Genomic DNA, 25156 nt, shown 5'->3' with positions numbered 1-25156 from the left:
GATCAGAGCTCCTTCCTGAGATCGACGATCCTGAGCAGGGCAGCGACCACGGCGCCCATGAGGATCGTCAGCACCACGCCGGCCACCGCCGCGAAGGCCCATTTAAGCGACCCGACCTGGGTAACGATGATGTTGCCGAGCAGGTTGACCTTGCGGCCCGAAAGTGCGGCCGAGGTGGCGAATTCGCCAAGAACCATAACCGAGACGAAGATGCCGCCGACGACCACGCCCGGCATGGACAGCGGCAGGATGATGGTGCGGAAGATGCGGCCGAAGCTGGCACCCAGATCCTGTGCAGCCTCGATCACCGATGGATCGATACGGCCGAGCATGAAAGCGATCGGACCGACCATGAAGACGCAGTAGATCTGCGTCATGCCGATAATGACCGACAGTTCCGAAAACAGCAGGATCTCGATCGGCTGCTGGACGACACCGATCTTCATCAGGATCAGGTTGATCGCACCTTCCTTGCCGAGCATCGGCCGCCAAGCCAAGACGCGGATAAGGAACGAGGTCCAGAAGGGAATGACGCAGAGGACCAGAAGAACGGTCTGGATCGTCTTGTTCCTGACGAACAGACCGACAAAAAGGGCGGCCGGATAGCCGACCAGCACCGTCGAGACCAGCACGATCAGCCAGATGCGCACCGTCGTCCAGAGCGCACCCAGATAGGTCTCGCTGCTGAAGAAGGTGATCCAGCTCTTCAGCGTCAGGATCGGTTCGATCTTGAAGGTCGTCTGCGTCCAGAACGAGACATAGACCATCATCAGGATCGGCAGCACCAGAAACAGCACCATCCAGATCACGCCGGGCGCCAGCAGCCAGAGCGCGGGACCGGAGAGCTTCCGTTTGCTGGTCGTTTCGACCTGCGCTTCATCGCCAATCGCGACCATCGTCATCTCTCATTCTCCAGAACAGGCAAGGGCGTTTGCGACCGGACTTTTTCAGGCAGGGCGTTTTCAGGCAAAGACAAGAGCGTCCTCCCGCTTCCAGACCAGCGCGTAGCGGCCTTTCTCGACATAGGTTTGCGGTGCGGAGCGGCTGAGGTGCGTTTCCACCTCGAACACTCGGCCGTCATCGAGCGCAAAGAAGGAATTGATTGCCGCCCCGGAATATTCGCTGGCGACGAAATTGCCCTCTAGACGCACCTCCCCCTGAAGGACCGGCGCATTCTGCTCGCGGATATCGACCCGGTCGTAGCGGATCGCATAGGCAGGCTGCGATGCCGGCTGGCGAAAGCCCCCCAGCGCAAATCGTCCGGTCGGACTGACGAAAACATCACCGGCAACACTGCCGGAAAACAGATTGTAGCAATTGAGAAAGCGCGCGACGGCAGGCGATGCCGGGCGGTTGTACAGGAGATCGGAGTGAGCGGACTGGGCGATGTGCCCACGGTCAAGCACCAGCACCGTATCGCCCATGGCGAGCGCCTCGCTTTCGCTGCCGGTCACATGCAGGAAGGTGACGCCGCAGCGCTCGCGGATAGCACGCAGTTCGGTGCGCATCCGGGAGCGCAGATTGGCGTCGAGCGCACCGAGCGGCTCGTCGAGCAGAACCATCTTCGGCTCGGTCACCAGCGTGCGGGCCAGAGCGACGCGCTGGCGCTGGCCACCGGAAATCTGCGTCACGGCCCGGTCTTCAAGGCCGGTCAGTCCGACCAGCGAAATGATGTCACGCACCCTGGCCTTGACGCTGGCGGCATCGGTGACCGGGTTGAGCTCGCGGTTGACAAGGCCGAAGGCGATGTTTTCCGAGACCGAAAGATGCGGAAACAGGGCGAAATTCTGGAAGACGAAACCGATACCGCGATTGTGCGGCGCGATGCCGTCGATCCGCTTGCCGCCGAACAGGATCGCGCCCTGTTCCGGCTCCTCGAAACCGGCAATCACCCGCAGAAGCGTGGTCTTGCCGGACCCGCTCGGGCCGAGAAGCGAGATATAGGCATCATCGGGCAAGGCCAGTTCGACCCTGTCCAGCGCCTTGAGGTCGCCGTAGGATTTCGAGACGTTCATGAGTTGAAGAGCTGCCGACATCGCTATTCTGCCAGTTCCAAAGGCAAGGAACATTCTACCGGCAAAGCTTCGCCCATACCCGAACCGCTGATAGGTCCCGGCAGGCAAGCAAAAGCCGTTCGCGCAAAACATCACGCGCGTCAAGAGATGTTCCTTGGCGTTTTAAGAAGTTCCACCTGTTACGCTTCTTGCGAGCGCCTGCATTACAAAAACTATGACACGAATGGTTTTTGTATTCAATAGGCTTTTACAAAATCAAGACATGTCGGCTCGGCGCACCCCGAAGACACAGTGGTCACCCCTTAAAAGCCAGCGCACCTTTTCGTGCCGCAAACGTTCTACGCAAGTCAAAACACACTTTGCAGTCTCATAAGAGAACTATTCCCAAGAAAACTGGCAATAAACCGGAGCAGCTCATCAAGCGGCAGAATGCGGGTGCCTTTATCATGTCGATCTCAGCCCGAGGTCGCTACCCATTCATTCACTCTCTCGACAAAATGAATTTTATCGTGACATTGTATTCAATAATCATTTTATTTTTGCCTGTCCTTGCTCCCTGCAAATGCGTAAAACTGAATTTAGGACATGGGCCAGAGGGAAAGCGCCGGATTTCATGACCGAAGATCGAACCAGGTCGACCGCGCAGAAGCGATACGAAATCGCCGAGGATATTCTGCGCAGTAACATTATCGACGGCGTTCTGCCGGAGGGTCTGGTGCTGCTCGAAGGTCCCATTGCGGACATCCTGCAAATTTCCCGCGCGCCCGTTCAACGTGCGCTGCAAACCCTTGAAATCGAGGGGCTTCTGCATCGCTTCAGCGGCCGGGGCTATCTCGTCGGAGCGCCGAATCGAGGCATCGAGCCCAACCGCACCGATATCAAGACGCTTGGACTGCACATTACAAGCCATGCCGACGAGGCACTCCAGAGCCGGTCGTCCTGGGAGCGCATCTACAATACCGTCGAGGCGGATGTGGCCGGATGCGTCGTGTTCGGCCAGTACCGCATCGTCGAGATCGAGCTTGCAAACCATTTCAACGTCAGCCGCACCGTCGTGCGCGACGTGCTGACCCGGCTGCGCGAGCGCGGGCTCGTGCGCAAGAACCAGAGTTCGCATTGGATCGCCGGTCCGCTGACGGCCCAGATCGTCAAGGATCACTTCGTTCTGCGGCGCATGCTGGAGCCACAGGCTATCGTTGTCGGAGCAGGGCATATCGACCACGCCGTCCTGACCGATCTGTTTACCCGCCTCTCCACGCTCGAGCAGCAACAGCCGAAAGATTATCTCGGTGCGGTCGAGGCCATCCAGTCCAACTTCATCGAAACCTGCGTTCTGGCGACACCGAACGAACGGCTGAAGGATCTGATCCGCAACAATCTTCTGCCGGTGACGGCGACCGAGCGGCTGCTTCGCCGCCTTGGCCTTCCCGGCGATCCGGCGATCATCACCGAGCTTCGGCTGATCGCCGAGCTGCTGATGCGTGGCGCGGCGACGGCCGCTGCCGCTATGATGGAGAGCCACCTCGATGCCTCCGTCAACCGCACGATCGCCCAGATGAAGATCGTTGCGATCATTCCAGGCCCGAGCGTCACGGCCGATTATCTGACGCGGGTGATGGAATAGCGGCAGCACCGACTTGTCTTTCCCGCTGCCACAGTCGCCATGTCGCAAAGCCCGCATCGGATCACCCCTTCCTTAGGCCACTGCCCTGCGAAGGCTGGTCAACAGGGCTTGCCGGTCCGCCCGCGCCTTAAGCGCCTCGTCCATCGTCACCTTGACGAAGCGGGTGGGCGTATGAGGCTGGAGCTGGCCGATAAGATCCATGTCGGCGGAGATGACCGTTCCAACCATGAAGTAGCCGCCACCCGAGACGGCGTCCCGGTGCAGGATGATCGGTTCGTTGCCGCCCGGGACCTGAATGGAGCCATAGGGATAGCAGCTGTCGACGATGTTCGACGGATCGGAACCGGCGCCAAAAGGTTGCTCGCGCTCAACGAAATCGAGCTTGCGTCCGCCCTTGAAGCGATAACCCATGCGGTCGGCCTCGTTGGCGACTTTCCATTCGTCGGCGAAGAAGTTTTGCTGCGATTCTTCCGTGACGCGGTGCCAGTAGAGGCCCGGCAAAACGCGAAGCTCCGCCAGCATGCCCGGCTTACGGCGCAAATCATCGGGGACCGTCCGACCCTCGGTCGCAAGGCTAGCAGTGCCGACCGGAAGCTCGTCGCCGGCTGCGATCGCCCGGCCCTTGTAGCCGCCGAGTGCGCCGATCGGATAGGTCGAGCGGCTGCCAAGTGCTTCCGGCACATCGATACCGCCCGAGACAGCGATGCAGATACGTGCGCCGGATTTGAGGTAGTCGAAGGTCAGGGTCTGCCCGGCCTTGACCTTGAAGGCGGTCCAGCCGGGTTGCGCGACGCCGTCGACGTTGGCCGGCATCTCGGCGCCGGTGACGGCAACCAGTACATCCTTGGTGAATTCGAGCTTCGGCCCGATGAAGACGGCTTCAAGCCCGGCAGCACCCTCGTCATTGCCGACGAGCAGGTTTGCCGCCCGCAGCGCGTAACGGTCCATCGCACCGCCGACGGGTATGCCGAGGTGGAAATAGCCGGGCCGGCCGAGATCCTGGACGGTGGTGGCGAGACCATGATGAAGAACCTTAATGGCCATTGAGCATGCCCTCCAGCGTGGCGTTGTAGCCGTCGATGTCCTTCTGGAACTCCCTGAGATCGAAGCTGACCTCGCGGATCGGCGGAGCAAACCGGCCCTTGTCGACATCCTCGACCGCCTGGTCGTAGGCATCGCGGCCGATCGGCTTGAACTTGACGATGTCGCCGGGGCGGAAGAACACCATGAAGTCTCGGAGATAGCTGGTGGTCTGGGTCGGATCGAAGATCGGCATGGGGGTGATGCCGAACATCTGGTAACCGCCCGCACCGCGCACGGAGTAGATGCAGCCGAAGCAACCGCCATGGCCGACGGTCAGTCTCGGGGTATCGGTGCGCGGGCGAAGATATTTCGGAACCTGGATCTGCCTTTGGCGCTCGACCATCTGGTACATGAACGGCAGTCCGGCCACGAAACCGACCATGGAGACGAACCAGGGCGAACCGGAATGGGCGGCGACGAAATCATCGACCGAACCGAAATTGTTGATGCGGGCGGCGTAGTCGAGATCGGTACCCGCGGGATCCTGGTGGCGCTCGCGGAAGCGCATCAGCGTTTCGTGCGTCCAGGGATCATTGTAGAACACCGGAATTTCGACGATCCGGGTCTTGATCACCGGTTCGGCCTTGCTGGCGGCTCCTTCGATCGACTTTACCTCCCGTAGAATATCGTTGGGGTGGATGATGTCGGGATTGAACTTGATCTGGAATGATGCGTTGGCCGGGCAGATTTCGGACACGCCCTTGATGCCGCTTTCGCGCACCCCGGTTGCCATTGACAGACTGGTGAAGAAGGCTTCGAGCGACATCTCCTCACTGCATTCGATGAACAGATGCTCATCGCCCCCGAACGAATATCGTATGCTCATCAGGCAACCTCCGCGGTCTTGCCGGAAAGACCGGCGAATTCGGTTTCAAGCCATGTTTCGAGGAAGCGAGTGTGGAACGCGCCGCGGCGGACGCTCTCGTCGCTGGCAAGCGCCAGATGCAGCGGCACCGTCGTTGGAATGCCGGTAATCGTCAGGCCCTCGAGCGCGCTCTTCAGCCGCTCAAGGCATGCGTCGCGGCTTTCGGCCCAGACGATCAACTTGCCGACGAGCGAATCGTAGAACGGCGGGATGGAATAACCTTCGTAGAGCATAGTGTCGAAGCGGATGCCTTTGCCCTCGGGAACTTTCAGCGTCTCGATCCGCCCAGGTGCCGGCATGAAGTTGCGGGACGGATCCTCGGCATTGATGCGGCATTCGATGGCGTGGCCGCGCGCGACGATATCCTTCTGGGCGATCGACAGCTGGGCGCCGCCGCAGACCTTGATCATCTCCTGCACGAGGTCGATGCCGGTGATCATCTCGGTCACCGGATGCTCGACCTGGATGCGGGTGTTGACCTCGATGAAGTAGAATTCGCGGGCGATCTCGTCGTAGAGATATTCGACAGTGCCGGCGCCGCGATAGCCAACCTCCCTGGCAAGCGCGACGGCGCTAGCGCACAGCTTTTCACGCACGGCCGCTGGCAGCAGGAAAGAAGGCGCTTCTTCCCAGACCTTCTGGCGACGGCGCTGCAGTGAGCATTCGCGCTCAAAGCAATGAACGAAATTCTCGCCGTCGCCAAGAATCTGAACCTCAACATGACGGGCCGTGGTGACAACCTTCTCGAGATAGAGCCCGCCATCGCCGAAGGCGGCAGCGGCCTCCGCCGAAGCCTGCGGGAAATGCCGTTCCAGGTCCGCCATGTTGTCGGCGATGCGAATGCCGCGCCCGCCGCCGCCGGCAGCGGCCTTGATCATGATCGGAAAGCCGGTGTTGTTCGCGATGACGCGGGCCTCGTCGAGGCTGGCGATCCGTCCGGCACTGCCGGGAACGGTCGGCACGCCGGCGCGGGCGGCCACCGCGCGGGCGGCGACCTTGTCGCCGAGCAGGCGGATCGCGTCACCCTTCGGACCGATGAAGATCAAGCCGGTAGCTTCGACCGCCTCGGCGAAATCGGCGTTTTCGGAGAGGAAGCCATAGCCCGGGTGCACCGCATCGACGCCGGTCGCCTTGGCGGCGGAAACAACGGCATTGATATTGAGGTAGGATTTGGCGGCAGATGGCGGGCCGATATTCACGGCCTCGTCGGCCAGCTTCACCGCCAGCATGTCGGCATCCGCTGCACTGTGGACCTGTACGGTGCGGATGCCGAGCGCCTTTGCCGCCTTGATGATACGCACCGCGATCTCGCCGCGGTTAGCAACGAGGAGCGAGCGGATGGTCATGCTTCTACCTCTGCGATCACCTGGCCGGCCATCACCGGCTCTTCATTGTCGACAAGGAAGCGGATGGCCGTGCCGTCGATGCCCGCCGGGATTTCCTGGAATGTCTTCATCACCTCGATCATGCCGATGGTGTCGGCACTTGCGACCGCGTCGCCGTCCGCCTTGAACGGGGTCGCGTCCGGCGCCGGCGTCCGGTAAAACGTGCCCGGCAAGGGCGATCTGATTTCCAGCTTGCTCATGTCTCTCTCCGCTTAAAGTCTCAGTGGCCTGCGATTTCCGAAACCGGCGCGATGCGGATGCCTTCGGCATTCAGCGCCTCGCGCATCTGGCGCACGATATCGAGCGCGCCAAGCGTATCGGAATGGAAGCAGATGGATTCAAAGGCGATGTCGACATCACTGCCGGTGACCGTCCTGACCTTGCCTTCCCTGCAGGCGCGCACGACCTTTCGGGCAATCGCGGCGGGATCCGGACGCCCGGCATCGCGGGTAAAGACGATTGAGCCGGTGTCGTCATAATCGCGGTCCGCGTAGAACTCGCGCACGACCGGCTGCCCGGCTTCCTTTGCGACCCGGTAGGTTTCCGAACCGCCCATGCAGAAGATGTAGGCATTGGGCTCGACGGTGCGCATGTATTGCATGAAGATCTGCGAGAGTTCGGCGTCGACAGCCATTTCCATATAGAGAGCGCCGTGCGGCTTCACATGCTGCAGGCGGGCGCCGTGGCGACGGGCGAACTCCCGCAGCGCGCCGACCTGATAGACCATGTCGTTGACCAGTTCCTTGGCCGTTCCGGCAATCTTGCGGCGGCCGAAACCCTGAAGATCGTTATAACCTGGATGCGCGCCGATGCCGACGCCATGCTCCGTCGCGAGACGAACCGTCTGGTCCATGAGGTTGGGATCGCCGGCGTGAAAACCGGCGGCGATATTGGCCGAACTGATCAAACCCATCAGCGTTGTGTCGTCGGTATCGCCGACGCGCCACCGGCCGAAGGCTTCTCCCATGTCGCAATTGATGTCTACTGCATCGATCAACGTACTGTTCCTCGCCTGCCTGCAATGGGGCCACGTTTCCGTCCGCCGCTTTTTTGACGAAATCAGGCTAGGACGAATTAATTCATTTGAAAAATTCAATTTTTATATGCTTAGTATCTGAAAATCAGAATGCAGTGCTCAAATTTGGCGCACCCAAGAAACACGTAATTTCAATCAGTTGAGACGAGTGTGCACCTTTGCGTGCTGATATATGCTGCTTTTTGGGTCGGCTCTTCTGATTTTCCGATGGCATGTTTTGGTTTATTGAATAGGAAGGCATCGTCATGGCGCTCAGTCTCCGGCAGCTTCGTTATTTTGTCGCGACCGCGGAACTCGGCCAGATATCGCAGGCTGCGGTAGATCTTTCCATTTCGCAGTCCGCCGTGACGACGGCGATCAAGGAACTGGAGCAGACCGTCGGCGCCAGCCTGTTCATCCGTGCCCCACACGGCATGGACCTGACGGCGGCCGGACGCCAGTTCCTGTCGCATGCCTATGACATCCTGAAAAAGGTGGATGAGGCAACGCACCTGAACGTCGTCAACAACGACGTCGAGGGTACCCTGACGGTGGCGGCAACCTATACCGTCATCGGTTATTTTCTGCCCCTGCACATCGAACGGCTGCGGCGCCTCTTCCCCAAGCTCGATATCCAGCTCTTCGAATTGACACGGGAATCGATCGAGGAAGGTCTTCTGACCAACCGCTATGATATGTCGGTGCTACTCACCTCCAACATCCTCAACCCATCGCTTGTGACGGAGAAGGTGTTGAGTTCGACCCGCCGCCTGTGGGTGCCGGCACAGCATCACCTGCTACAGGCAGATTCGGTGGGTTTGGAGGAAATCGCCGAGGAACCTTACATCATGCTGACCGTCGACGAGGCCGCCCATTCGTCGCTGAAATACTGGAGTGCCTCGCCCTACCAGCCCCAGGTGATCCTGCGCACATCGTCTGTCGAGGCGGTGCGATCCCTCGTCGCCAACGGCCAAGGCGTGGCTATCCTCTCCGACATGGTGCACCGGCCTTGGTCACTGGAGGGTCGGCGGATTGAAACCATCAATGTTCGCGACCCGGTGCCGGCCATGGATGTTGGTCTTGCATGGCGTAAGAACATCGAACTTTCACCGCCGATGCTCGCCTTCCGATCCTATTTCCAGCAGGCATTCCACCTGCCAGGGAATGCGCGCTGAGACTATAGTTTCGTATTGCTCGCCTTGAAAGGGTTCGAACCACCGGCGCGTTCATTGGAGATTGATGCTGTTCTATGGTAGAGGGCATTGCATGCAATAATTCAGCCAAAGCTTAGAAGCATTTCGCTACGCAACGCGTGATGGGGTGGTCCGTTTTGAGATCAGATTGCGCCCCAAAACGAACCGAATGCATCAAAGCCCGCCCAGGCTCAGATACTTGATGTTGAGATAGTCCTCGATGCCGTGGGAGGAGCCTTCTCGGCCGATCCCACTGTCCTTGACCCCACCAAACGGTGCTCGGCGTCGTGATCACCCCGGCATTGATACCAATCATGCCGCTCTCGATCGCGCGGGCAACGCGGAAGGTACGTGCCAGATCACGGGTGAAGAAGTAGGCGGCTAGGCCGAACTCGGTGGCATTGGCAGCATCTATGCCTTCCTGCTCGTCCTTGAACCGGAACAGCGCCGCGACGGGACCGAATGTCTCTTCGTGGGCAATAAGCATGTCTGAGGTGGCGTCGGCGATCACCGTCGGCTCGAAGAACGTCGCACCGAGCGCATGCCTCTGGCCGCCCGTTAGCACGCGCCCGCCCTTGGCCCTGGCATCCTCAACATGCGCTTCGACTTTTTTGACCGCCGCTTGGTTGATGAGCGGCCCTTGCTCAACACCTACCTCGAAACCGTTGCCGACCTTCATCTTCTTGACGCGCTCGGTGAATCTCCGGGCAAACTCGTCATAGATGCCGTCCTGCACATAGAAACGGTTGGTGCAGACGCAGGTTTGGCCACTGTTGCGGAACTTGCCGGCGATAGCCTGTTCGACGGCGAGATCGAGATCCGCATCGTCGAAGACGATGGTCGGCGCATTGCCGCCCAGTTCCATGGACAGCTTCTTCATGGTGTCTGCCGATTGCCTATAAAGCAACTTTCCGACGCGTGTGGAACCGGTGAAGGTGATCTTGCGAACATTCGCGTTGCTGGTGAGTTCACCGCCGACCGCTGCGCCATCGCCGGTCACGACATTGACCACACCGGCCGGCACGCCGGCCTTTTCTGCCAGGATCCCATAGAGCAAGCCGCAAAACGGGGTGAACTCGGAAGGCTTGATGACGATGGTGCAACCGGCAGCCAGCGCCGGTGCCACCTTGCGAGAGAGCATCGAGAAGGGGAAATTCCACGGCGAGATCGCGCCGACGACACCGACCGGCTCGCGGGTCACCAGGATCTGGCGATCCTTCCATGGGGACGGCACGATCTCGCCGTCGATGCGCCGGGCTTCTTCGGCAAACCACTGGATATAGTCCGCAGTGCCGCAAGGCTGGAGATATTGACGACCCTTCCCCATTTTGCAGCCCGCATGCTTGGAAGAAGACGCGAGGTGACCCGAACGGCCGCAAGGACGTTGCGATCATATCCCGCCGCCCATGTCTCGGAACGCGTCGTGGTCCAATCCTCGGTTTCTCCGGAACCGCCCGCATTGTTGATAACGATCTCGACGGGGGTGACGAAAGCCTGCGCTTCGTCAACAAGGCGCTGGACCTCGTCTTCGTTGGTCAGGTCGCCGATGACGACATAGGCTCGACCGCCCTCAACGGAGATATCGTGAGCGACCTCCTCGGCCTTGATCCTGTTGCGGCCATGGATGATGACGATGGTACCCTCGCGTGCCAGTCCTCTGGCCACACCTTCGCCGATGCCCTTGCTGCTGCCGGTCACCAGAGCAACCTTGCCGTCGAGTTTCAGATCCATCGTACAATTCCCATGTTAAAGTCTGGGTGAGATAAGAGGACACGACGATGAATGAGGCAATTACGCACTTAAAGGTGCCTGTCAAACCCGAGGAAAAAGATGTTTGCCTCGGCCCTGACGGTTCGGTCGCACATGTCACCAGAGCGCTTCGCATGATCAGCGGACGATGGAAGCTGCCGATCCTGTTCCGTCTTTTTGCTGATCCGTCGATGCGAACGTCACAGTTGTTGCGGGACATACCAGGCATCTCGCAGAAAATGCTGACGCAGCATCTAAGAGAGCTGGAGAACGACGGACTCGTGCTGAAGATCGATTTTCAGAGACAGCCGCCACACGTCGAGTACAGACTTACCGATGCTGGTCATGGCCTCTTGCCGATCCTGATTTCGGTGAGGGAATTTTCTCGTCGACATGGAGACATTTGACGGCGGACCTCACGCTCTTGAAGGGAATCGAACCAAAGTCCACCGCCTCCGATACACTAAGCTGCTGTATCTTTTATGCTCAGCGTGGAAAGGTTCGTTCGCGACACATAGGTTCCATCATCGCTTTACGGCAACACATTTCACCTCAGCGAGGAGTCCCTGGTGCGCGAGCTCAGAGACACCTATCCGGGTCCACGCATAGGTTCCATTCGGAAACACCTCGTTTTTGACAGTCCGGAACACGTCCATGTGCTTGGACATTTCGACGTGATAGCTTGTCATTTCCACGATGTCATCGAACGTGCAATGAGCGGCTTCGAGGACAATCCGTAAATTGTCCCACATAGCTCTGAATTGCTCTAAAGGATCGTGAATAATCTTGAGATCCTTGGGCCGCCCGACTTGGCCGACGACGTAAATTGTGTCTCCAACTTTAACCGCGGGAGCATAGCCTGCTCGGCTGACGATCTCCTGCATCTCGTCGGGTATAATGATCTCTCGATCCATAGTGGTCCTCGCAGTCTTTGCTGGTTGCTAGCGGCACTGATACAAGCGTCGCGAATTTTTAAGGGCCGCTGAATGAAAAAGCTGGAACGGCCAGCGATGTCGGACAGTCCTTCACTTCGCCCGCCGGAGTGGCATCTGTACAAGGCGTCGGGCCAACTCAGCCGATGACGCTCTTCATCGTTGAGCCAGAGACGGCTGCGTCCCAGACGTGACGCAGCTAGCAAGTTCCTCGAGACAGGCGCATTATGCAGAATGCATGCCGCCGCTACTTGGAAGCTTTGGCTGCTTCCTCGATAACCTTTGCGACTGCAGCAGCCTGCGAGATGTAGATAGCGTGGCTGCCCTCTACCTCTGTCACCGTTGAACCGGCACGGTTGTACATCCAGCGCTCCAAGTCGGGGTTTATCGTCATATCGTCCTTCGCTACAATTGCGTAGCTAGGCTTCACGTGCCACGCTGCGACCGAAACCTGCGCATTGGTGGCGACGACGGCAACAGGCATTTGAGACCGGGCCATGAACTCGGCTTGATCCTTCGGCAGATCTGCCCCGAAATCCGCAGCGAACTTTGCCCGGTCGATAAGAAGAAACCCATCCTTCGACGGCTTAATATCCTTGGTGGGTGACGGCATAGACTGGAGCAATTGTGCTGTGCTTTCACCCTTTTCAGGCTGGAGCGCAGCGACATAAACAAGTGCCTTGACCTTGGGATCGTTACCAGCTGCCGTGATTATCGTGCCCCCGTAGCTGTGACCGACGAGAACAACATCTCCGTCCTGCTGATCGACCACGCTCATCGTGGCTGCAATGTCCTGGTCCAGGCTTGTCAGTGGCTGCTGGACAATGCTGACATTGTAGCCGTCGCGGGTCAGGATGTCATAAACGCCGCGCCAGCCCGAACCATCCACGAGCGCGCCATGGACAAGCACGATGTTGCGCGCGCCCGCTGAGGCTGGGGCTGTTAGGGCAGCAGAAGACAAAAGCGCGGCAACAAGGCCAACGGCCGATTTACTGAAGTTCGACATGGTCGGTAGTTCCTTGAGTTTTGTGAGTGGATTAACTGAGGCTCTGAAATCGCCTGAAGGACATGTCTCTCCTCTATCCAAGGAGAGACGGTCGTGATCGCTTGCGCTTACTGCTTGACGACAATTGGCGCCTCGATCGGCACCCGTTCATAGAGGTCGATAATGTCCTGGTTGGGCAGGCGCACACAGCCGGACGAAACGGCCTTGCCAATCGAGCGCCATTGCGGATTGCCGTGCAGACGATAGAGCGTGTCCCGGCCGCCGGAGAAGATGTAGAGCGCTCGCGCACCGAGCGGATTTTTCAGGCCCGGCTCCATGCCTCCGTTCGCGATCGAATATTTGGCGAGCTCCGGCTGACGCGCGACCATTTCGTTCGGCGGTTTCCAACGCGGCCATTTCTGACGCCACTGAATGACGCCGTTGCCCTGCCAGGCAAAGCCGTCGCGCCCAATGCCGACCCCATAGCGCATTGCGGTTCCTCCCGGCTGAATCAGATAGAGGAAGCGCGAGGGGGTATCGACAACGATCGTGCCGGGCGCCTCGCCAGTCGGGTCGAGGACCTGCTGGCGATAGTAGCGCGGATCGATCTGCTTGTAGGGAACCGCCGGGATCAGAAAGCCGCCATCCTCGATAGGACCGTACATGACGGCCAATTCGGAATCTGTCGGTGCAGGTGCGATGTGGACAGGGCCGATCGGATCCTGGAGAGGCGTCGACTGTCGCCCCACCATCCGGCCCGTGCCAGCGGTGGAGGCGCACCCCGCCAGGGCCGAGGCCGCAGCGATCGCCGAAAGCGACAGGAGGCTGCGGCGGGGATAACGAGGTATCAAAGCTCACGCTCAATCCTCGTCCTGCCACCTGCGCAGATCCGTCTGGTCATGATAGGCCATGCGATCAGGCGTGGTGATAAACTCAATCATCGTGCCCCACGGCGTGCGGCAATAGCAGACCTTGTTTCCAGGACCTTGTTCGGTTGCGTAGGGAATAGCGCGTGGCGCCGTAAGGGCTGTTCCGCCGGCCTTCTCAAAGCGCTCAACCGACGCGTCGATGTCGTGGGTATAGACACCGAAATGCGTAATGCCGAAGTCGCTCGGTGTAACCGGCTGCGCTTGTTTGGGGCCGTGCATTTCGAAGAGCTCAATATCTGGGCCGGTTCCGATCTTAACCATCGCCTGTGCACGGATAACCGTTGCAGGGAATGCGCCCGTGGCCCGTTCGAATTCGGGTCCCTGCCGCGGAGGATCCTGAGGTCCGAAGGACTGATAGATCACCTGGCCACCAAAAGCTTCCACAAGGAACGATTTTGCCGCTTCGATGTCGGGCACCGTGATGCCGATATGGTTGACGCCGCGAATTTGGGGTGCGGTCATTGTAGTTTTCCTTTCTTGTTGAATCGATGAACGCGATCGGGCTCAATTTGCCCGGATCGCAGAGTTCACTTGGCCTTGAGGAAATCGATGAGAGCAGCGGCCACCTCATCCGGGCGCTCGTCCGCCACATAGTGACTGCAGCGGGCAATCGAGCCGCCCGTAACATCTGTGGCGAACTCCTTGAGCATCGGGACCATTTGAGCACCGAAACGCTGCTCCCCGCCGAGACCTAAAACGGGTATCTCAAGCGGTCGTTTCTTGTACTCGAGCGCGGCCGCATGGTCGGCGGTCAGTGTGCGGTACCATTCCATGCCACCGCGCGTGCGGCCAGGGAGGGCCATGGCTTTCGCATAGATCTCGATGTCTTCAGGATTAAAGGTGCTGTGATCGTAAAACCGCTCCGCCATGAAGGCCGAAACATAGTCAAATTCGCGGCCATAAATCAGGCGTTCCGGCAGATCCCGATCAGCATGGAACGCGAAGTGCCAGATCTTTGCCGTCGTCGCCTCCCACTGGCTCCAGCCAGGAAGCGGAACATCGAGGACAGCGAGGTGAGTAACCGAATCTCGATAGATAGCCGCCTGCGGCAATGCGACCATTCCGCCAATGTCATGGCCACACACGGCATAGCGATTATGCCCAAGGGCGAGCATTACTTCGTGCGCGTCGCGCGCCATCGTCGCCTTGCCATAGCCGTCAAGCGGGCAGTCAGAAAAACCCGCACCGCGCAGATCAATCGCCACCACGCTAAAATGTTCGGCCAGCAGCGGCATGACGTGGTGCCATTCCCACCAGGTTTCGGGCCAACCGTGAAGCAGAAGGATCGGCGGGCCGGAGCCCCCCGTGACGGCATTGATCTTGATGCCATTGACCGGCACCAGCTGCTGGGCAAACCCTTCCAATGTTGGGATCATAACTCTTTCCCATCGATGTTGATGTTAAACAGAGCTAACGACCAGCTCAGGGCTGATCGAAATCGGTCGCGATCGAGATGTCGCGCCAGGTGTCGATATCACGGCGAAACGAAGCCAACTTCCGCTCAGCGATCGAATGCGCAGCGGGACCGAGCGGCAGATGAAGCGGAGCGTCATCCGTATCGACTGCCTGCAGGATCACCGCGATCGCCTTATCGGGATCGCCCGCCTGATTGCCGTCGTTGGTTTCGCGATAGTGCCTGCGCGAACTCGCGGCGTATTCGCGCATCTCCTTGGCCGCCATCGTGATCGAACGTCCAAGGAAGTCGGTCCGAAATGGCCCAGGCTCGACGATCAGCACGCGGATGCCGAACGGCTTCAGCTCGCCGGAGAGTGCTTCGGAAACCCCTTCAACCGCAAACTTGGCTGCATTGTAATATGCTGCGCCGCCGCTGCCCGCGATCCCTGCGCCAGAAGACATGTTGACGATCACTCCGCCCGAACGTCGCAGTGCAGGCAAGGCTGCCCTGGTGGTTTCGATAAGACCGAAAACGTTCACCTCGAACATCGGTCGATATTCTTCGGGCGTGCCCTCCTCGAGCGCCCCAAACAGTCCGTAGCCGGCATTGTTCACCAGCACGTCAAAACCCCCAAATGTCTCGACGGCCTTTGCGACCGCGGTATTGGCCGCCGCCGCATCTGTCACGTCGAGCGGCAAGGTGATCAGGCGCCCCTCGAATGGCTGAGCCATTTCTTCGATCGAGTTGACGTTGCGGGCAGTAGCGACAACCTGATCGCCCCGCTGTGCTGCAGCGATCGCGAGCCGTTGTCCGAAGCCGCTCGAGCAGCCTGTGATGAACCAAGTTCTCATGACGTTTCTCCGCATGTTTTCGAAATATGACTTGAATCTAGATGTTTAGATTTGTACTTGAAGTGACAGTTTTGTATTTTCAATGTTCATTTTTGTAAGGGCTTGGCCGTGGAATGGAGTGACGTAAAAATCTTCCTTGCGATTGCGCGATCCGGCACGCTCGGCGGCGCTGCGCGTGCTCTTCATACAAGCCATCCGACCGTCGGCAGACGGCTGCGTGCCCTTGAGGAGGCGATCGGCCACACGCTCTTCCAGCGGACCGCGGACGGTCTCGTGCTTACCGAGGAGGGCCATGGGATCATCACTCTGGCAGAGCAGATGGAAGAAGGCGCGCTGGCCATGGAGCGCCGGCTCGCCGGGCAGGAGCAAAACCTCAAAGGCAATCTGCGCATCTCATCAGCAGACTGGTTCGGGGCCTATGTCCTGCCTCCCATCCTGGCAGATTTCTCGAAAGCCTACCCCAATGTAGACGTCGAAATCCTGACCGGCACTCGCCTGTTCAACCTCGCCCAAAGGGAGGCCGACGTCGCCTTTCGCATCGTTCCGTTCGACACTGCAGATGTCATTCAACGGCGGCTCTTCAGGCTCGAATACGGCGTCTACATCGCCGACGAGTCGCCTGACCCCGAATTTGGCGACGGGACAGGTTTCCGGCTGATCACCCACGATACTTCGACAGGGCAATTCCCCGACATAGCCTGGCTCGCCGAGAGTTTCCCGAACGCGAGACCCGTGCTGCGATCAAACAACCGAAACGTCCAGGCACGAATGTGCAAGCAGGGCGTTGGGATCGCCGTCCTGCCCCGCGTCGTGGGCAATCAGATCCCGGGTATCCGCAGACTGGAACTACCTAAGCCCCCGCCGGCGCGAGACATCTGGATGGGATATCACCGGGACCTGCGACGTCTTCAGCGTCTTCGGGCGTTTATCGCGACCGTCTCGGACCACCTCACAAATACCGCTGCATGGTAAGCCGCCCGAAGAAGATCGATTTTCCCCGCCGATCCACGGCTGCGGCAGCACACGCGCGACAGACAACTTACTTCTTGGCCGCAATCTCCCTATGCCGCTCCACCACAGCACCCACGATCATTGTCATCAGCCCTTCGACAAAGTGCCCACTGAGGCCAACATCATTGGCGATGCTCATCAGTCGATCCAATTGGCGTCGCTCTCGCTCATTATCGATCGCCGGCAACGCCTGCTTAGCTTTCAAGTGGCCGACTTGCTCGGTACAGCGAAAGCGTTCGGCCAGGATATAGAGGAGAGCTGAATCCAGGTTGTCGATGGTCCTCCGATAGGAAGCAAGTTGCCCTGCCGCATCATCTGTCATCATTTGAATATCTTCCAAGCGGTTTCATTGGCGCGAGGTAGCGCTTATGAGATGGGATGCATACTGCGACGCGACAGGGCGACCGTCAGCCAAATTGCCGAAACCAGGAAGTAGAATGCCCCGACGCCAGCGTAGCCCGCAACCGTGGAGATGGAAGGCTCCTGCGGCATTTGCGCTTGAAAGATGAAGAGAGCACCGGCCACAGAGGATTGGCCACCGCTCAAAATCATCGCCCACTGACCTCCACTCGTTCTCCAACGCCGCACGGCAGTTCCAAGCTGCAACAGCCCCGAAAAGATCGCCCATAGACCGAAAGCGCCGAGAACCCAGTTCATGTTCATTGTCAACGCCAGGATCACGGCTATCGTCATAACCGAGCTCGCTGCGACGTTGATCGCTTGGCTCCGGTTGGCGGCAAGACCACCGCTCCTCGCGGCATCGATAACGTTCGCGATTGCATCCCAAGCGGGATAGATGATCAGCAGTGCGGCAGCCACCGCAAAGGAATGCCGTCCGGCAGTCAATGCAGCCGCGACCCACAGCACTGAGAAGGCCGCTCTGGTAAAGTAATACTGCTTGAGCCACTGGTCGTTGCCGCGCGGGGCACGGGAGGTCTGGTTGTTCGACATTGTTTTCTTCCATTTCTGCATTGGTTGATGGATGGTTCGCGCTAGCGGGGTCAGATGAAGCCGACATGCTTGCCGAAGAGGGTGTTCTCGTCCCATTCAGTACGGCCGATCCGATCGCTTTCGCCGGAGAGTGTCCCGGCTGGCATTTCGGAACTATCGAGGTCATGCGGGCCACCGTGAGAGGAAACCTTTGCCCCGCCGCCTTGGGCACCCTTGATGCGCATGCTTTTCTCGAAGGCATCGCTGATCGCCTCCTGCCGCCTGGCCGCCCATCGGCCGTCAGGATCGGAGAGGATCGAGTTGGTCTGGCCGATCTCAATCGGTGGAGAAGAAACGTTCGCTGAGATAAGCATTACTTTTTGAACTTGGCGTCTGCTCATGAGCTGTAATCCTGTGGCTTACTGTTTGATTCCCTCAGATGCCGGCGTACCATTCGTATCCACGGTCTTCCCAATAGCCACCGTTCCCGCCCCACAGGCCGGCGAAACTATCCACCAGTTCAATGCGCATGATGTACTTGGCCTGTTTATACCCCAGTTGCCGCTCGACCCTCAGCCGCAACGGGGCGCCATGACCGACGCTGAGGTCCTGGCCGTTCATCTGATAGGCGAGGATGGTTTGGGGATGAATCGCATCGATGAGATCGATGCTCTCGTAATAACGGCCACTCCCATCGAGTGTCTTTTCAAGTTCATCAGCACAATGCAGCACAACATAACGCGCTGTCGGCTTGAGCCCTGTCAGACGCAGCAGGCTGGCGAGCGGAACGCCCGTCCATTTGCCGATGGCGCTCCAGCCCTCGACACAGTCATGGCGGGTGACCTGCGTGCGGGCCGGGAGTGCCTTCAAATCGGCAAGCGAAAACTCTCGCGGACGCTCAACAAGGCCGTCGATTTTCAATCGCCAGTTCGCGAACTTGCCTTCCAGCAGTTCCGCATATTCATCGCTGTCGGGGGCATTCGTTCCATTTACCCGGAAGGACGGCGAAATGTCCTTTTCGTCAAACTCGCGCGCCAGCGCATTGCGCCCCTGAAGCAGTCTCTGCGCCTTCATGGTCAGGTGCTCGGCTGTACGGAGGACATTAGCGACGTTCGCGTTTTGGTCCAGCAGGTCACATCCGGAGAGAGTCAAGGCGCTAGCGCCAAGTGTGCCGCCAATCAGAAAGCGGCGTCGAGTAAGGAGCTTGCTCATGATTTCGGGCCTTTTTCCTGGATCGCATACCGTCCGGTGATCATCGAGCGAATGTTGTTCCAGGTCCCGGATAGGACGACCATCGCCACATGGACGATGACGAAGACGACAAGCGCCGACGCTGTGATGAAGTGGATGGTGCGCGCGGACTGACGTCCGCCAAAGATATCGACCAAGGCAGGAAGAGCGGCGTCGACCCCGGGTGACATGGTCAGACCTGTCAGGACCATCAAAGGCAGCAGAATTACAATTACCGCAAGATAGGTGAGCTTTTGAAGCGCATTGTAATGTTTGGCCTCCTCTCCTTCAGGAAAGCGGAGCCGAGCGTGGTCGAGGACTTCGCGGCCGAGATGGCTCGGCGAGAGCTCATGGGCCTTCGGTGCCAGGTCCCGCTTGAAATGCCCGCTCAGCAGGCTGAAGCTGAGGTAAAGAATGCCATTGATTACAAAAAGCCAGGCAAAAAAGAAGTGCCAGCGACGGCCAGATGCGAGATCCTGGAACGACGGGATGGTTGCCCAGGACGGGAAAGCTCGCGCGGTTGGTTCCCCATCAACATTGGAAACGCCAAGGACCCCGGTCGTTGGTATCTGTAGCCCCGCGACATGCACGAAGCCACTTGGCTTGCCGCCTTCGTCCTTAGAGCCGATCGTCAGCACCGCAGGATCGCCGTCCGCGCCATAATGGCCCCAGTAGAGCTCGGGGTGGGCATTGAAGATCTGCAGTCCGCTCAAGAGAAGGAAGCTCAGGCAGAGCACGTTCAGCCAGTGCGTGAGCCGGGTCACGACGGAGTGTCGGCGGATGAAGACCGTCCGAGGATATTGAACATTGTGATTGGAGGCGTTTTCGCTCATCTCAGCGTCTCTCGTCTGTGACATCTCACGGCTGCAGATCAAGCAGCATCGATCTTGATTTGCTGGCCGAAGCAGTGGGGCGGCTGCTCCGGCCAGTGGCGACGTGGCTTACATGGGGGGAACCACGCCATTCTTGCCGACGACGACCTGATGGGCGATGGGGCCGGTTGCAGCCTTTTCGGCAGTGATGAAGACAACGGCACCCGGTACGAGATCATCCTTGGTGGCCGCAGCAATGGTCACGACAGGTGTCTCATCCGGAATGGCGATTTTCTTTTCCTTGCCGTGATAGGTCACGGTGACAGTCCGACCATCGACGCCTTTGACAGCATCCGCGACCGTCGCATTGGTCATGCTGCTGTCGGGCTTCAGATCCCAACCGTAGCTCCCCTCGCCTGTGCCTTTCATTGCGGGCGGGAAAATGAGGACCTCAAGCGCGCCATCGCCGCCGTCGGCCTTTGGCAATGATGCGATACCCACAAAATCGCCCGGCTTGATGTCGGTGACCTTTGCGTTGGCAACGCCGGCGACTTTCCAGTTGTCGGAAAGCGCGACATCGATTGTCTCGCCTTCGCGGGTCTTCACTTTGAGCGTTGACCCCTGGTAGTCGACGATGCTGCCGCGGACATGGATCGGCGCGGCTTTCTTATCCTCGGCAGATGCGGGTGCCGAAAGGAGAGTTACGGAAAGGATGCTGGTCAGCCCGAGGGCCAAGGCTGGGAAAACATTTCTCATTTTTATCTTCCTACTAGTTGGTAGTTTCTATGGACGCATTTGACCCGAGTAGCCTTGCCACGCAGGATTAGTGAGAGACTGTCGGCGTGAGACGATTGAGGGCAGGTTCGAGTATCATTGAGAACACTTCCGGCTTCCCATAGGCTCTCGCCGAAAGCATTGCCCCGTATACGGTTGCCAGAAATGTTTCGGCTTCAACATGCGGCGCACTGGTAAGACTCAGTTCGCCCTGCTTGGAACCGCGCTCCATGACCGAAGCCAGCCACGAGGAGATGAAGCGGAAAAAGTTCGTCACCTCGGTTGCGACTTCCGTGGGGAGGGAAGGCAGTTCACTGGCAAGCATAGCACAGACACAGTAGGGTCTGCTGGAATCCTCAATGCATGCAGCCCAGTGGTTTGCATAAGCCTTGAGGATGTCCAGAGCATTCGGAACCTTCTGCTCAAGGACTGTCACGCTTGCCTGGCCATCCTCCCGATAACGCTTGACCAGCTCACGCACCAGATCGACCTTGCTAGGAAAATGATGATGAATGCTTGCCTTGCGGATACCAACAATCTCCGAGATATCGGCGTAGCTGAAGCCATTGTAGCCGCCGCTTATCAGAAGGTTTCGAGTGGACGCCAGAATGTCGTCCGAGGTGGTCGAGAGATTGCTCATGCGGCTTATCTACCTTCTAGTAGGCAGGCCGTCAATAGCGAATATTTGCGTCAACCGTCTGTGGAGACAGTCACTCCTTTCCAAGCTTCGATTTCCTCAGACAGGGGTCAGAACAAGAGCAGTTCGAAATCGTACGCGGCCTTAGCGCCGGATGCGACGAGTTCGTCCAGGTGAAAGATGGCAAGGGGCTCTCCGTGCTGTGCTTCCGCCAGGACATGCTCCTGGCCGTGGAATCAATTAACAGGCCAGCTGACCACATGGCCGCGCGCCGTCTGCTGGCTTCCGCCGGTCGTCGCCCGACACCCTCAGAAGCGACCCTCGACGGGTTCTCCCTAAAACGCTTCACTGTGGATACGGCGGCGTAATGACAGGTTCTTTCGGTCCAACCCTTTGCGCTGGCACGGCCGACGCAAGCAATAATGAAATTGCTGCGATTATCGACGCGCCGGCCGTCTATGTCACGGTGGCGGAAAGCTCACGAGTTAGTTTCCGCTACTTTGCGAGGACGCAAAGAGCGCATGCGCTGGGTCTGTTGAGTTGTACCGCCGCTTGCATGCGCGGCGATTGGAACGATGCAATGAAAATGCAAAGGCAGCATCTCTGGCCTTTCAACGAGGGCTTTCGCACGGTATCGTTTAGTTAAATGGGTAAAGGTAGCGCTAAACGCACAGGGGTATGGCGTTGGTGACCCCATCCGCCGCGGGAACCATTGGACCCAGTTGCGGTGGAAGCTGTGCTAGAAGCACTAAAGGCTTCATAAGTATCCGGATGTGAGAGGGCCCGCCCTCCGAGTACATTTAGTGTGATGTGCCACCGTCGAAGGAAAGGAGCGATTAACGCCTTTGTTATCCTGCACAAGCTAGGCCGGTGAGGTCGGAACCACTTTCGCAACATTGGCAGAAGAAGGGTTGAGCGCGGCGTACCGCAAATGCATTGTCTTTCGCCTGTCCGCGTCGGATGAAACAACATAGTCGCAGCACCGACCATCCGCGTTAAACACGATCTTTTTCGGGTGTCCCCACCAATCTGGCAGCGGCCTTGTTAGCCTTCTGAAGTGCATCTGTCATCGCTCTTCCGGAGGCAATTTCTGCCGCAAGCACCCCGATAAACTCGTCTCCGGCCCCATGCGTACTTTCAACTTTCACCTTCACAGCCGCAATGACGGTCTCCTCTCCATCACGATTTGCGTAGGCGACGCCGGCACCACCTGCTGTGACGACCACCCCGGGGAAGATCCGCACAAGTTTTCGTGCGGCATCAAGCGCGCCATCGAGTGTCTCAACGACGGGAACCCCTGCCAGCAATTCAGCTTCGATTGCGTTGACAACGATGATATCGATGAGTGGCTGAAGATCGGCCGATAGCGGTCGCGCCGGCGCTGCATTGATCAGGACACGCCCTCCGGCCTGTTTCACGGCTCTCGCCGCTGCGACATTGGCGGCATCCGGGATTTCGCTCTGCAGAACGAGCAGCGTCGTCTTTGTTAAGAGGTCCTGAGCCGCCGCGACATCGGTGTCGCCAAGTGTGAGATTGCTCCCGGATACGATGACTGCGCCATAATCGCCCTCGGCATCGAAGATCGCGACGCTCATCCCCGTAGATGTCGAGGCATCGCGGCGAACGAACGTGTGATCAACGTTTTTTCGGTCAAGGTTCGAGATAAGAAAACGTCCGAAATCGTCGTCGGCGACCGCCCCTATCATCGATGTGGCAATACCCGTGCGTGCCGACGAAACGGCCTGGTTGCCGCCCTTGCCGCCGCTTTTCGGATGCCATGATGTCCCCGTCACTGTTTCACCCTTGCGCGGCCGGGCCGGTCCCATCACGGCGATGTCGTAGTGGAGGCTGCCAAAGACGGTAACGAGGGGGGCAGTTGTCATGGGAGCCGATCTTTTCGTTTGGACGTGACGGCGGACATGGTCCGCTCGAGATTGCGTTCGGCAGCTTTGTAGTCACGCTGGGCAACGGCAACGAACACCGCGTCAAGGATGTTGAGCTGCGCAATGCGCGCGGCGGCATTTTCCCCCATCAAAGGAGAACCTTGCGCGGTAGAACAAAGCACCACGTCGGCCGCCTGCGCCAACGCGGACGAGTTGTAGTTGGTGATGGCGATCGTGCGAGCGCCGTTTCGCCGGGCAAGCTGGATCGCCTCGATCACCGCAGTGGTATTGCCTGAATGGGAAAAGCCGATCGCAATGTCTCCGTCGGCCAACAGCGACGCCGACATCAGCATCATGTGTGAGTCATCGAAGACGCTCGCCCGAACGCCGATCCTCAGAAATTTGTGCGACACATCCCGTGCAATCTGCGCGGAGCCGCCGACACCATAGAAATCGCGCTGTTTGGCGCGGTGAATCAGGTCCGCCGCCCTGTCGAACGCCTCCATGTCGAGTATCGACAACGTTTCTTCCAGGGCATTGATCGAGGTACGAAAGACCTTTTGCACGATCTCCTGCGAGGTATCGTCGACCGAGAGTTCCTGATGCATTTCGGCCGTGGGCTGGCGGTTATACTGGCTGACCGCCGCACGAAAATCCCGATATCCAGCAAAGCCGAGTTTCTTGGTGATCTTCACCACCATCGCTTCCGAAACGCCGGCATCGTCCGCGATCTGTTTCAGAGACGTGTCGTCGCTGAAACCGCGCAGCGCAAAAACCGTATCGACAACCTTTGCTTCAAGTGGCGTCAGCAAAGGCATCATCATGCGGATACGAGGGCCGACGGCCTTCGTGTCGAAGTTTTCGGAATTCATTCTCGTCCCCTTGTCGCGCGATCGATCATCATCGCGACGAGGATTATAAGACCGGTCGCCAGCAGTTGATAGAAGGCCTGGACGTTCATCAACGTAAGACCATTGCGCATCGTGCCGAGGATGATAGCGCCCAGGATCGTCCCGAGAATGCTGCCCTTGCCGCCCATAAGCGAGGCCCCACCGATGGCCGCAGCGGCAATCGCGTCAAGTTCCCACAGGTTGCCGAGGATTGGTTCGGCGGCGCCCAGTCGTCCGATCAGGATCAGGGAGGCAAGCGCTGCGAGTCCACCGGAGATCACGTAAGCCGTAATCTTAGTCCGGGCGATCGGGACGCCGGCGACGTAGGCCGCTTCCTCGTTACCGCCGACGGCCAGGAGATACTCGCCGATTGGGGTTTTCTTGAGCAGGACCCAGGCGGCCAACGCCACGACAGCGACGATGATCACTGGCGTCGGAATGCCCAACAGGTTTCCATTGAAGAGCGATCGGAAACCCGTCGGAATGCCAAGAACAGGATTGCCGCCCGTATAGATCAGCGCCAGCGCGCGATACGTGCTCAGCGTTCCGAGCGTGACGATGAAAGGCTGCAGACCGACATAGGCGACCAGGACTCCGTTTATGAAACCGCATGCCATGCCGATCCCGAGGCCTGCCAGGATCGCAAGCGGAATCGGAGTTCCGGAGAGAAGCAGGGTCGCCGTGATGACGGCCGAAATTGCCGCCGTCGGTCCGACGGACAGATCGATACCGCCTGATATGATCACCAATGTCATGCCGAGCGCCAGGCATGCGTTGATGCTGGATTGCTGCAGGATATTGACAAGGTTGCGCTCGGACAGGAAACCGGGCACCAATGTCGCAAACACCGCCATGATGACGACGAGGCCGATCAGTGTGCCGGCATCTCTCAACGAAAACGAGAAACGGCCAAAAACCGGCGAAAGTTTCGTGTCGGCGGCGGCCGGTGAGTTGCTCATAACGTGTT

Annotated in this window: 30 protein-coding genes and 1 pseudogene; 6 read left to right on the top strand and 25 right to left on the bottom strand. The window is 58.8% G+C overall.

What is annotated here, in order from left to right; all coding sequences use genetic code 11:
* Positions 1–2 precede the first annotated feature (2 nt).
* Together OIU37_RS21650 and OIU37_RS21645 are read right to left on the bottom strand one after the other, a co-directional pair.
* Positions 3–902, bottom strand: coding sequence for an ABC transporter permease (locus OIU37_RS21650; RefSeq protein WP_171603505.1), 900 nt, complete (start codon positions 900–902; stop codon positions 3–5).
* Positions 903–962: 60 nt separating this feature from the next.
* Complete coding sequence (locus OIU37_RS21645; protein ID WP_180697351.1) at positions 963–2036, bottom strand: ABC transporter ATP-binding protein; 1074 nt, start codon at positions 2034–2036, stop codon at positions 963–965.
* Between the two features lie 592 nt (positions 2037–2628).
* Here OIU37_RS21645 and OIU37_RS21640 point away from each other — a divergent pair.
* Positions 2629–3639: a GntR family transcriptional regulator gene (locus tag OIU37_RS21640; protein ID WP_171603503.1), complete on the top strand. Its 1011-nt coding sequence runs from the start codon at positions 2629–2631 to the stop codon at positions 3637–3639.
* A gap of 72 nt (positions 3640–3711) precedes the next feature.
* Here OIU37_RS21640 and OIU37_RS21635 read toward each other — a convergent pair whose 3' ends face one another.
* The 5 genes from OIU37_RS21635 to OIU37_RS21615 are packed head-to-tail and all read right to left on the bottom strand — an operon-like array spanning position 3712 to position 7969.
* Entirely contained in the window at positions 3712–4683 is a 972-nt protein-coding gene (locus OIU37_RS21635; protein WP_180697353.1) for a biotin-dependent carboxyltransferase family protein, read from the bottom strand.
* Entirely contained in the window at positions 4673–5548 is an 876-nt protein-coding gene (locus tag OIU37_RS21630; RefSeq protein ID WP_171603501.1) for an allophanate hydrolase subunit 1, read from the bottom strand. The genes OIU37_RS21635 and OIU37_RS21630 overlap by 11 nt, the downstream gene beginning before the upstream one ends.
* Entirely contained in the window at positions 5548–6933 is a 1386-nt protein-coding gene (locus tag OIU37_RS21625; protein ID WP_264258654.1) for an acetyl-CoA carboxylase biotin carboxylase subunit, read from the bottom strand. Before OIU37_RS21625 ends, OIU37_RS21630 begins: the two co-directional genes overlap by 1 nt.
* The gene (locus OIU37_RS21620; protein WP_171603499.1) at positions 6930–7172 is read right to left on the bottom strand and encodes an acetyl-CoA carboxylase; all 243 of its coding nucleotides are present in this window, start codon (positions 7170–7172) and stop codon (positions 6930–6932) included. The genes OIU37_RS21625 and OIU37_RS21620 overlap by 4 nt, the downstream gene beginning before the upstream one ends.
* A gap of 20 nt (positions 7173–7192) precedes the next feature.
* Positions 7193–7969, bottom strand: coding sequence for a 5-oxoprolinase subunit PxpA (locus OIU37_RS21615; RefSeq protein WP_171603498.1), 777 nt, complete (start codon positions 7967–7969; stop codon positions 7193–7195).
* A gap of 284 nt (positions 7970–8253) precedes the next feature.
* On the opposite strand from OIU37_RS21615, the gene OIU37_RS21610 reads away from it, so the two are divergent.
* The gene (locus tag OIU37_RS21610; RefSeq protein WP_129420974.1) at positions 8254–9162 is read left to right on the top strand and encodes a LysR family transcriptional regulator; all 909 of its coding nucleotides are present in this window, start codon (positions 8254–8256) and stop codon (positions 9160–9162) included.
* A gap of 192 nt (positions 9163–9354) precedes the next feature.
* Here OIU37_RS21610 and OIU37_RS21605 read toward each other — a convergent pair.
* Positions 9355–10471: pseudogene (locus OIU37_RS21605) on the bottom strand (NAD-dependent succinate-semialdehyde dehydrogenase); the annotation flags it as partial.
* Positions 10378–10911 carry an SDR family NAD(P)-dependent oxidoreductase gene (locus OIU37_RS21600; protein ID WP_246813085.1) on the bottom strand — a complete coding sequence of 178 codons (534 nt, stop codon included), beginning with the start codon at positions 10909–10911 and terminating at the stop codon, positions 10378–10380. The gene OIU37_RS21600 and the pseudogene OIU37_RS21605, both read right to left, overlap by 94 nt.
* A 47-nt stretch (positions 10912–10958) precedes the next feature.
* Between OIU37_RS21600 and OIU37_RS21595 the strand changes: the two genes are divergently transcribed.
* Positions 10959–11336 (top strand): helix-turn-helix domain-containing protein, encoded by a 378-nt coding sequence (locus tag OIU37_RS21595; protein ID WP_264258653.1) that lies wholly within the window; start codon positions 10959–10961, stop codon positions 11334–11336.
* Between the two features lie 117 nt (positions 11337–11453).
* Here OIU37_RS21595 and OIU37_RS21590 read toward each other — a convergent pair whose 3' ends face one another.
* The 6 genes from OIU37_RS21590 to OIU37_RS21565 form a co-directional block, all read right to left on the bottom strand.
* Positions 11454–11843, bottom strand: coding sequence for a RidA family protein (locus OIU37_RS21590; RefSeq protein ID WP_264258652.1), 390 nt, complete (start codon positions 11841–11843; stop codon positions 11454–11456).
* 265 nt (positions 11844–12108) lie between these two features.
* Positions 12109–12867 carry an alpha/beta fold hydrolase gene (locus tag OIU37_RS21585; RefSeq protein ID WP_264258651.1) on the bottom strand — a complete coding sequence of 253 codons (759 nt, stop codon included), beginning with the start codon at positions 12865–12867 and terminating at the stop codon, positions 12109–12111.
* Between the two features lie 107 nt (positions 12868–12974).
* A complete protein-coding gene (locus OIU37_RS21580) occupies positions 12975–13697 on the bottom strand; it encodes a L,D-transpeptidase (RefSeq protein WP_372353423.1) in 723 nt (240 codons plus the stop codon).
* Positions 13698–13706: 9 nt separating this feature from the next.
* Positions 13707–14237, bottom strand: a complete 531-nt coding sequence (locus OIU37_RS21575) for a VOC family protein (protein WP_264258650.1) — start codon at positions 14235–14237, stop codon at positions 13707–13709.
* A gap of 65 nt (positions 14238–14302) precedes the next feature.
* Positions 14303–15151, bottom strand: coding sequence for an alpha/beta fold hydrolase (locus OIU37_RS21570; RefSeq protein ID WP_180697359.1), 849 nt, complete (start codon positions 15149–15151; stop codon positions 14303–14305).
* A gap of 46 nt (positions 15152–15197) precedes the next feature.
* Positions 15198–16022: an oxidoreductase gene (locus OIU37_RS21565; RefSeq protein WP_264258649.1), complete on the bottom strand. Its 825-nt coding sequence runs from the start codon at positions 16020–16022 to the stop codon at positions 15198–15200.
* A 108-nt stretch (positions 16023–16130) separates the two neighbouring features.
* Between OIU37_RS21565 and OIU37_RS21560 the strand changes: the two genes are divergently transcribed.
* Positions 16131–16994 (top strand): LysR family transcriptional regulator, encoded by an 864-nt coding sequence (locus OIU37_RS21560; RefSeq protein WP_180697361.1) that lies wholly within the window; start codon positions 16131–16133, stop codon positions 16992–16994.
* 67 nt (positions 16995–17061) lie between these two features.
* Here the strand turns inward: OIU37_RS21560 and OIU37_RS21555 are convergent, their stop codons facing one another.
* From OIU37_RS21555 to OIU37_RS21525, 7 genes are all read right to left on the bottom strand, one after another.
* Complete coding sequence (locus OIU37_RS21555) at positions 17062–17373, bottom strand: chorismate mutase (RefSeq protein WP_372353422.1); 312 nt, start codon at positions 17371–17373, stop codon at positions 17062–17064.
* Between the two features lie 26 nt (positions 17374–17399).
* The gene (locus OIU37_RS21550) at positions 17400–17984 is read right to left on the bottom strand and encodes a DUF308 domain-containing protein (RefSeq protein WP_168254457.1); all 585 of its coding nucleotides are present in this window, start codon (positions 17982–17984) and stop codon (positions 17400–17402) included.
* 50 nt (positions 17985–18034) lie between these two features.
* Positions 18035–18364 (bottom strand): hypothetical protein, encoded by a 330-nt coding sequence (locus OIU37_RS21545; protein ID WP_182208052.1) that lies wholly within the window; start codon positions 18362–18364, stop codon positions 18035–18037.
* Between the two features lie 34 nt (positions 18365–18398).
* Positions 18399–19175, bottom strand: a complete 777-nt coding sequence (locus OIU37_RS21540) for a molybdopterin-binding protein (RefSeq protein ID WP_180697363.1) — start codon at positions 19173–19175, stop codon at positions 18399–18401.
* Positions 19172–20026: a cytochrome b/b6 domain-containing protein gene (locus tag OIU37_RS21535; protein ID WP_180697364.1), complete on the bottom strand. Its 855-nt coding sequence runs from the start codon at positions 20024–20026 to the stop codon at positions 19172–19174. The genes OIU37_RS21540 and OIU37_RS21535 overlap by 4 nt, the downstream gene beginning before the upstream one ends.
* A 108-nt stretch (positions 20027–20134) precedes the next feature.
* Positions 20135–20761, bottom strand: coding sequence for a hypothetical protein (locus OIU37_RS21530; RefSeq protein ID WP_264258648.1), 627 nt, complete (start codon positions 20759–20761; stop codon positions 20135–20137).
* Between the two features lie 67 nt (positions 20762–20828).
* Entirely contained in the window at positions 20829–21419 is a 591-nt protein-coding gene (locus tag OIU37_RS21525) for a TetR/AcrR family transcriptional regulator (protein WP_180697366.1), read from the bottom strand.
* A 41-nt stretch (positions 21420–21460) separates the two neighbouring features.
* On the opposite strand from OIU37_RS21525, the gene OIU37_RS21520 reads away from it, so the two are divergent.
* Positions 21461–21784, top strand: a complete 324-nt coding sequence (locus OIU37_RS21520) for an oxidoreductase C-terminal domain-containing protein (RefSeq protein ID WP_180697415.1) — start codon at positions 21461–21463, stop codon at positions 21782–21784.
* Positions 21784–22062, top strand: a complete 279-nt coding sequence (locus OIU37_RS21515; RefSeq protein WP_180697367.1) for a hypothetical protein — start codon at positions 21784–21786, stop codon at positions 22060–22062. Before OIU37_RS21520 ends, OIU37_RS21515 begins: the two co-directional genes overlap by 1 nt.
* A 349-nt stretch (positions 22063–22411) precedes the next feature.
* Here the strand turns inward: OIU37_RS21515 and OIU37_RS21510 are convergent, their stop codons facing one another.
* The 3 genes from OIU37_RS21510 to OIU37_RS21500 are packed head-to-tail and all read right to left on the bottom strand — an operon-like array spanning position 22412 to position 25148.
* A complete protein-coding gene (locus OIU37_RS21510; RefSeq protein ID WP_180697368.1) occupies positions 22412–23299 on the bottom strand; it encodes a ribokinase in 888 nt (295 codons plus the stop codon).
* The gene (locus OIU37_RS21505; protein ID WP_180697369.1) at positions 23296–24171 is read right to left on the bottom strand and encodes a MurR/RpiR family transcriptional regulator; all 876 of its coding nucleotides are present in this window, start codon (positions 24169–24171) and stop codon (positions 23296–23298) included. The genes OIU37_RS21510 and OIU37_RS21505 overlap by 4 nt, the downstream gene beginning before the upstream one ends.
* Positions 24168–25148: an ABC transporter permease gene (locus tag OIU37_RS21500; RefSeq protein WP_180697370.1), complete on the bottom strand. Its 981-nt coding sequence runs from the start codon at positions 25146–25148 to the stop codon at positions 24168–24170. Before OIU37_RS21500 ends, OIU37_RS21505 begins: the two co-directional genes overlap by 4 nt.
* Positions 25149–25156: the final 8 nt, after the last annotated feature.

Origin of the sequence: Rhizobium sp. BT-226 (assembly GCF_025847085.2) — a bacterium.
GTDB classification, from domain to species: Bacteria; Pseudomonadota; Alphaproteobacteria; order Rhizobiales; family Rhizobiaceae; genus Rhizobium; species Rhizobium sophorae.
The sequence above is the reverse complement of the archived record's forward strand: the minus strand, read 5'-3'. Positions and strand labels throughout refer to the sequence as shown.

Bases quoted from the DNA above. Each gene is read 5' to 3' on its own strand.
- OIU37_RS21650 (WP_171603505.1), bottom strand. From the start codon at position 902: ATGACGATGGTCGCGATTGGCGATGAAGCGCAGGTCGAAACGACCAGC.
- OIU37_RS21645 (WP_180697351.1), bottom strand. From the start codon at position 2,036: ATGTCGGCAGCTCTTCAACTCATGAACGTCTCGAAATCCTACGGCGAC.
- OIU37_RS21640 (WP_171603503.1), top strand. From the start codon at position 2,629: ATGACCGAAGATCGAACCAGGTCGACCGCGCAGAAGCGATACGAAATC.
- OIU37_RS21635 (WP_180697353.1), bottom strand. From the start codon at position 4,683: ATGGCCATTAAGGTTCTTCATCATGGTCTCGCCACCACCGTCCAGGAT.
- OIU37_RS21630 (WP_171603501.1), bottom strand. From the start codon at position 5,548: ATGAGCATACGATATTCGTTCGGGGGCGATGAGCATCTGTTCATCGAA.
- OIU37_RS21625 (WP_264258654.1), bottom strand. From the start codon at position 6,933: ATGACCATCCGCTCGCTCCTCGTTGCTAACCGCGGCGAGATCGCGGTG.
- OIU37_RS21620 (WP_171603499.1), bottom strand. From the start codon at position 7,172: ATGAGCAAGCTGGAAATCAGATCGCCCTTGCCGGGCACGTTTTACCGG.
- OIU37_RS21610 (WP_129420974.1), top strand. From the start codon at position 8,254: ATGGCGCTCAGTCTCCGGCAGCTTCGTTATTTTGTCGCGACCGCGGAA.
- OIU37_RS21600 (WP_246813085.1), bottom strand. From the start codon at position 10,911: ATGGATCTGAAACTCGACGGCAAGGTTGCTCTGGTGACCGGCAGCAGC.
- OIU37_RS21595 (WP_264258653.1), top strand. From the start codon at position 10,959: ATGAATGAGGCAATTACGCACTTAAAGGTGCCTGTCAAACCCGAGGAA.
- OIU37_RS21590 (WP_264258652.1), bottom strand. From the start codon at position 11,843: ATGGATCGAGAGATCATTATACCCGACGAGATGCAGGAGATCGTCAGC.
- OIU37_RS21585 (WP_264258651.1), bottom strand. From the start codon at position 12,867: ATGTCGAACTTCAGTAAATCGGCCGTTGGCCTTGTTGCCGCGCTTTTG.
- OIU37_RS21575 (WP_264258650.1), bottom strand. From the start codon at position 14,237: ATGACCGCACCCCAAATTCGCGGCGTCAACCATATCGGCATCACGGTG.
- OIU37_RS21570 (WP_180697359.1), bottom strand. From the start codon at position 15,151: ATGATCCCAACATTGGAAGGGTTTGCCCAGCAGCTGGTGCCGGTCAAT.
- OIU37_RS21565 (WP_264258649.1), bottom strand. From the start codon at position 16,022: ATGAGAACTTGGTTCATCACAGGCTGCTCGAGCGGCTTCGGACAACGG.
- OIU37_RS21550 (WP_168254457.1), bottom strand. From the start codon at position 17,984: ATGTCGAACAACCAGACCTCCCGTGCCCCGCGCGGCAACGACCAGTGG.
- OIU37_RS21545 (WP_182208052.1), bottom strand. From the start codon at position 18,364: ATGAGCAGACGCCAAGTTCAAAAAGTAATGCTTATCTCAGCGAACGTT.
- OIU37_RS21540 (WP_180697363.1), bottom strand. From the start codon at position 19,175: ATGAGCAAGCTCCTTACTCGACGCCGCTTTCTGATTGGCGGCACACTT.
- OIU37_RS21535 (WP_180697364.1), bottom strand. From the start codon at position 20,026: ATGAGCGAAAACGCCTCCAATCACAATGTTCAATATCCTCGGACGGTC.
- OIU37_RS21530 (WP_264258648.1), bottom strand. From the start codon at position 20,761: ATGAGAAATGTTTTCCCAGCCTTGGCCCTCGGGCTGACCAGCATCCTT.
- OIU37_RS21525 (WP_180697366.1), bottom strand. From the start codon at position 21,419: ATGAGCAATCTCTCGACCACCTCGGACGACATTCTGGCGTCCACTCGA.
- OIU37_RS21515 (WP_180697367.1), top strand. From the start codon at position 21,784: ATGACAGGTTCTTTCGGTCCAACCCTTTGCGCTGGCACGGCCGACGCA.
- OIU37_RS21510 (WP_180697368.1), bottom strand. From the start codon at position 23,299: ATGACAACTGCCCCCCTCGTTACCGTCTTTGGCAGCCTCCACTACGAC.
- OIU37_RS21505 (WP_180697369.1), bottom strand. From the start codon at position 24,171: ATGAATTCCGAAAACTTCGACACGAAGGCCGTCGGCCCTCGTATCCGC.
- OIU37_RS21500 (WP_180697370.1), bottom strand. From the start codon at position 25,148: ATGAGCAACTCACCGGCCGCCGCCGACACGAAACTTTCGCCGGTTTTT.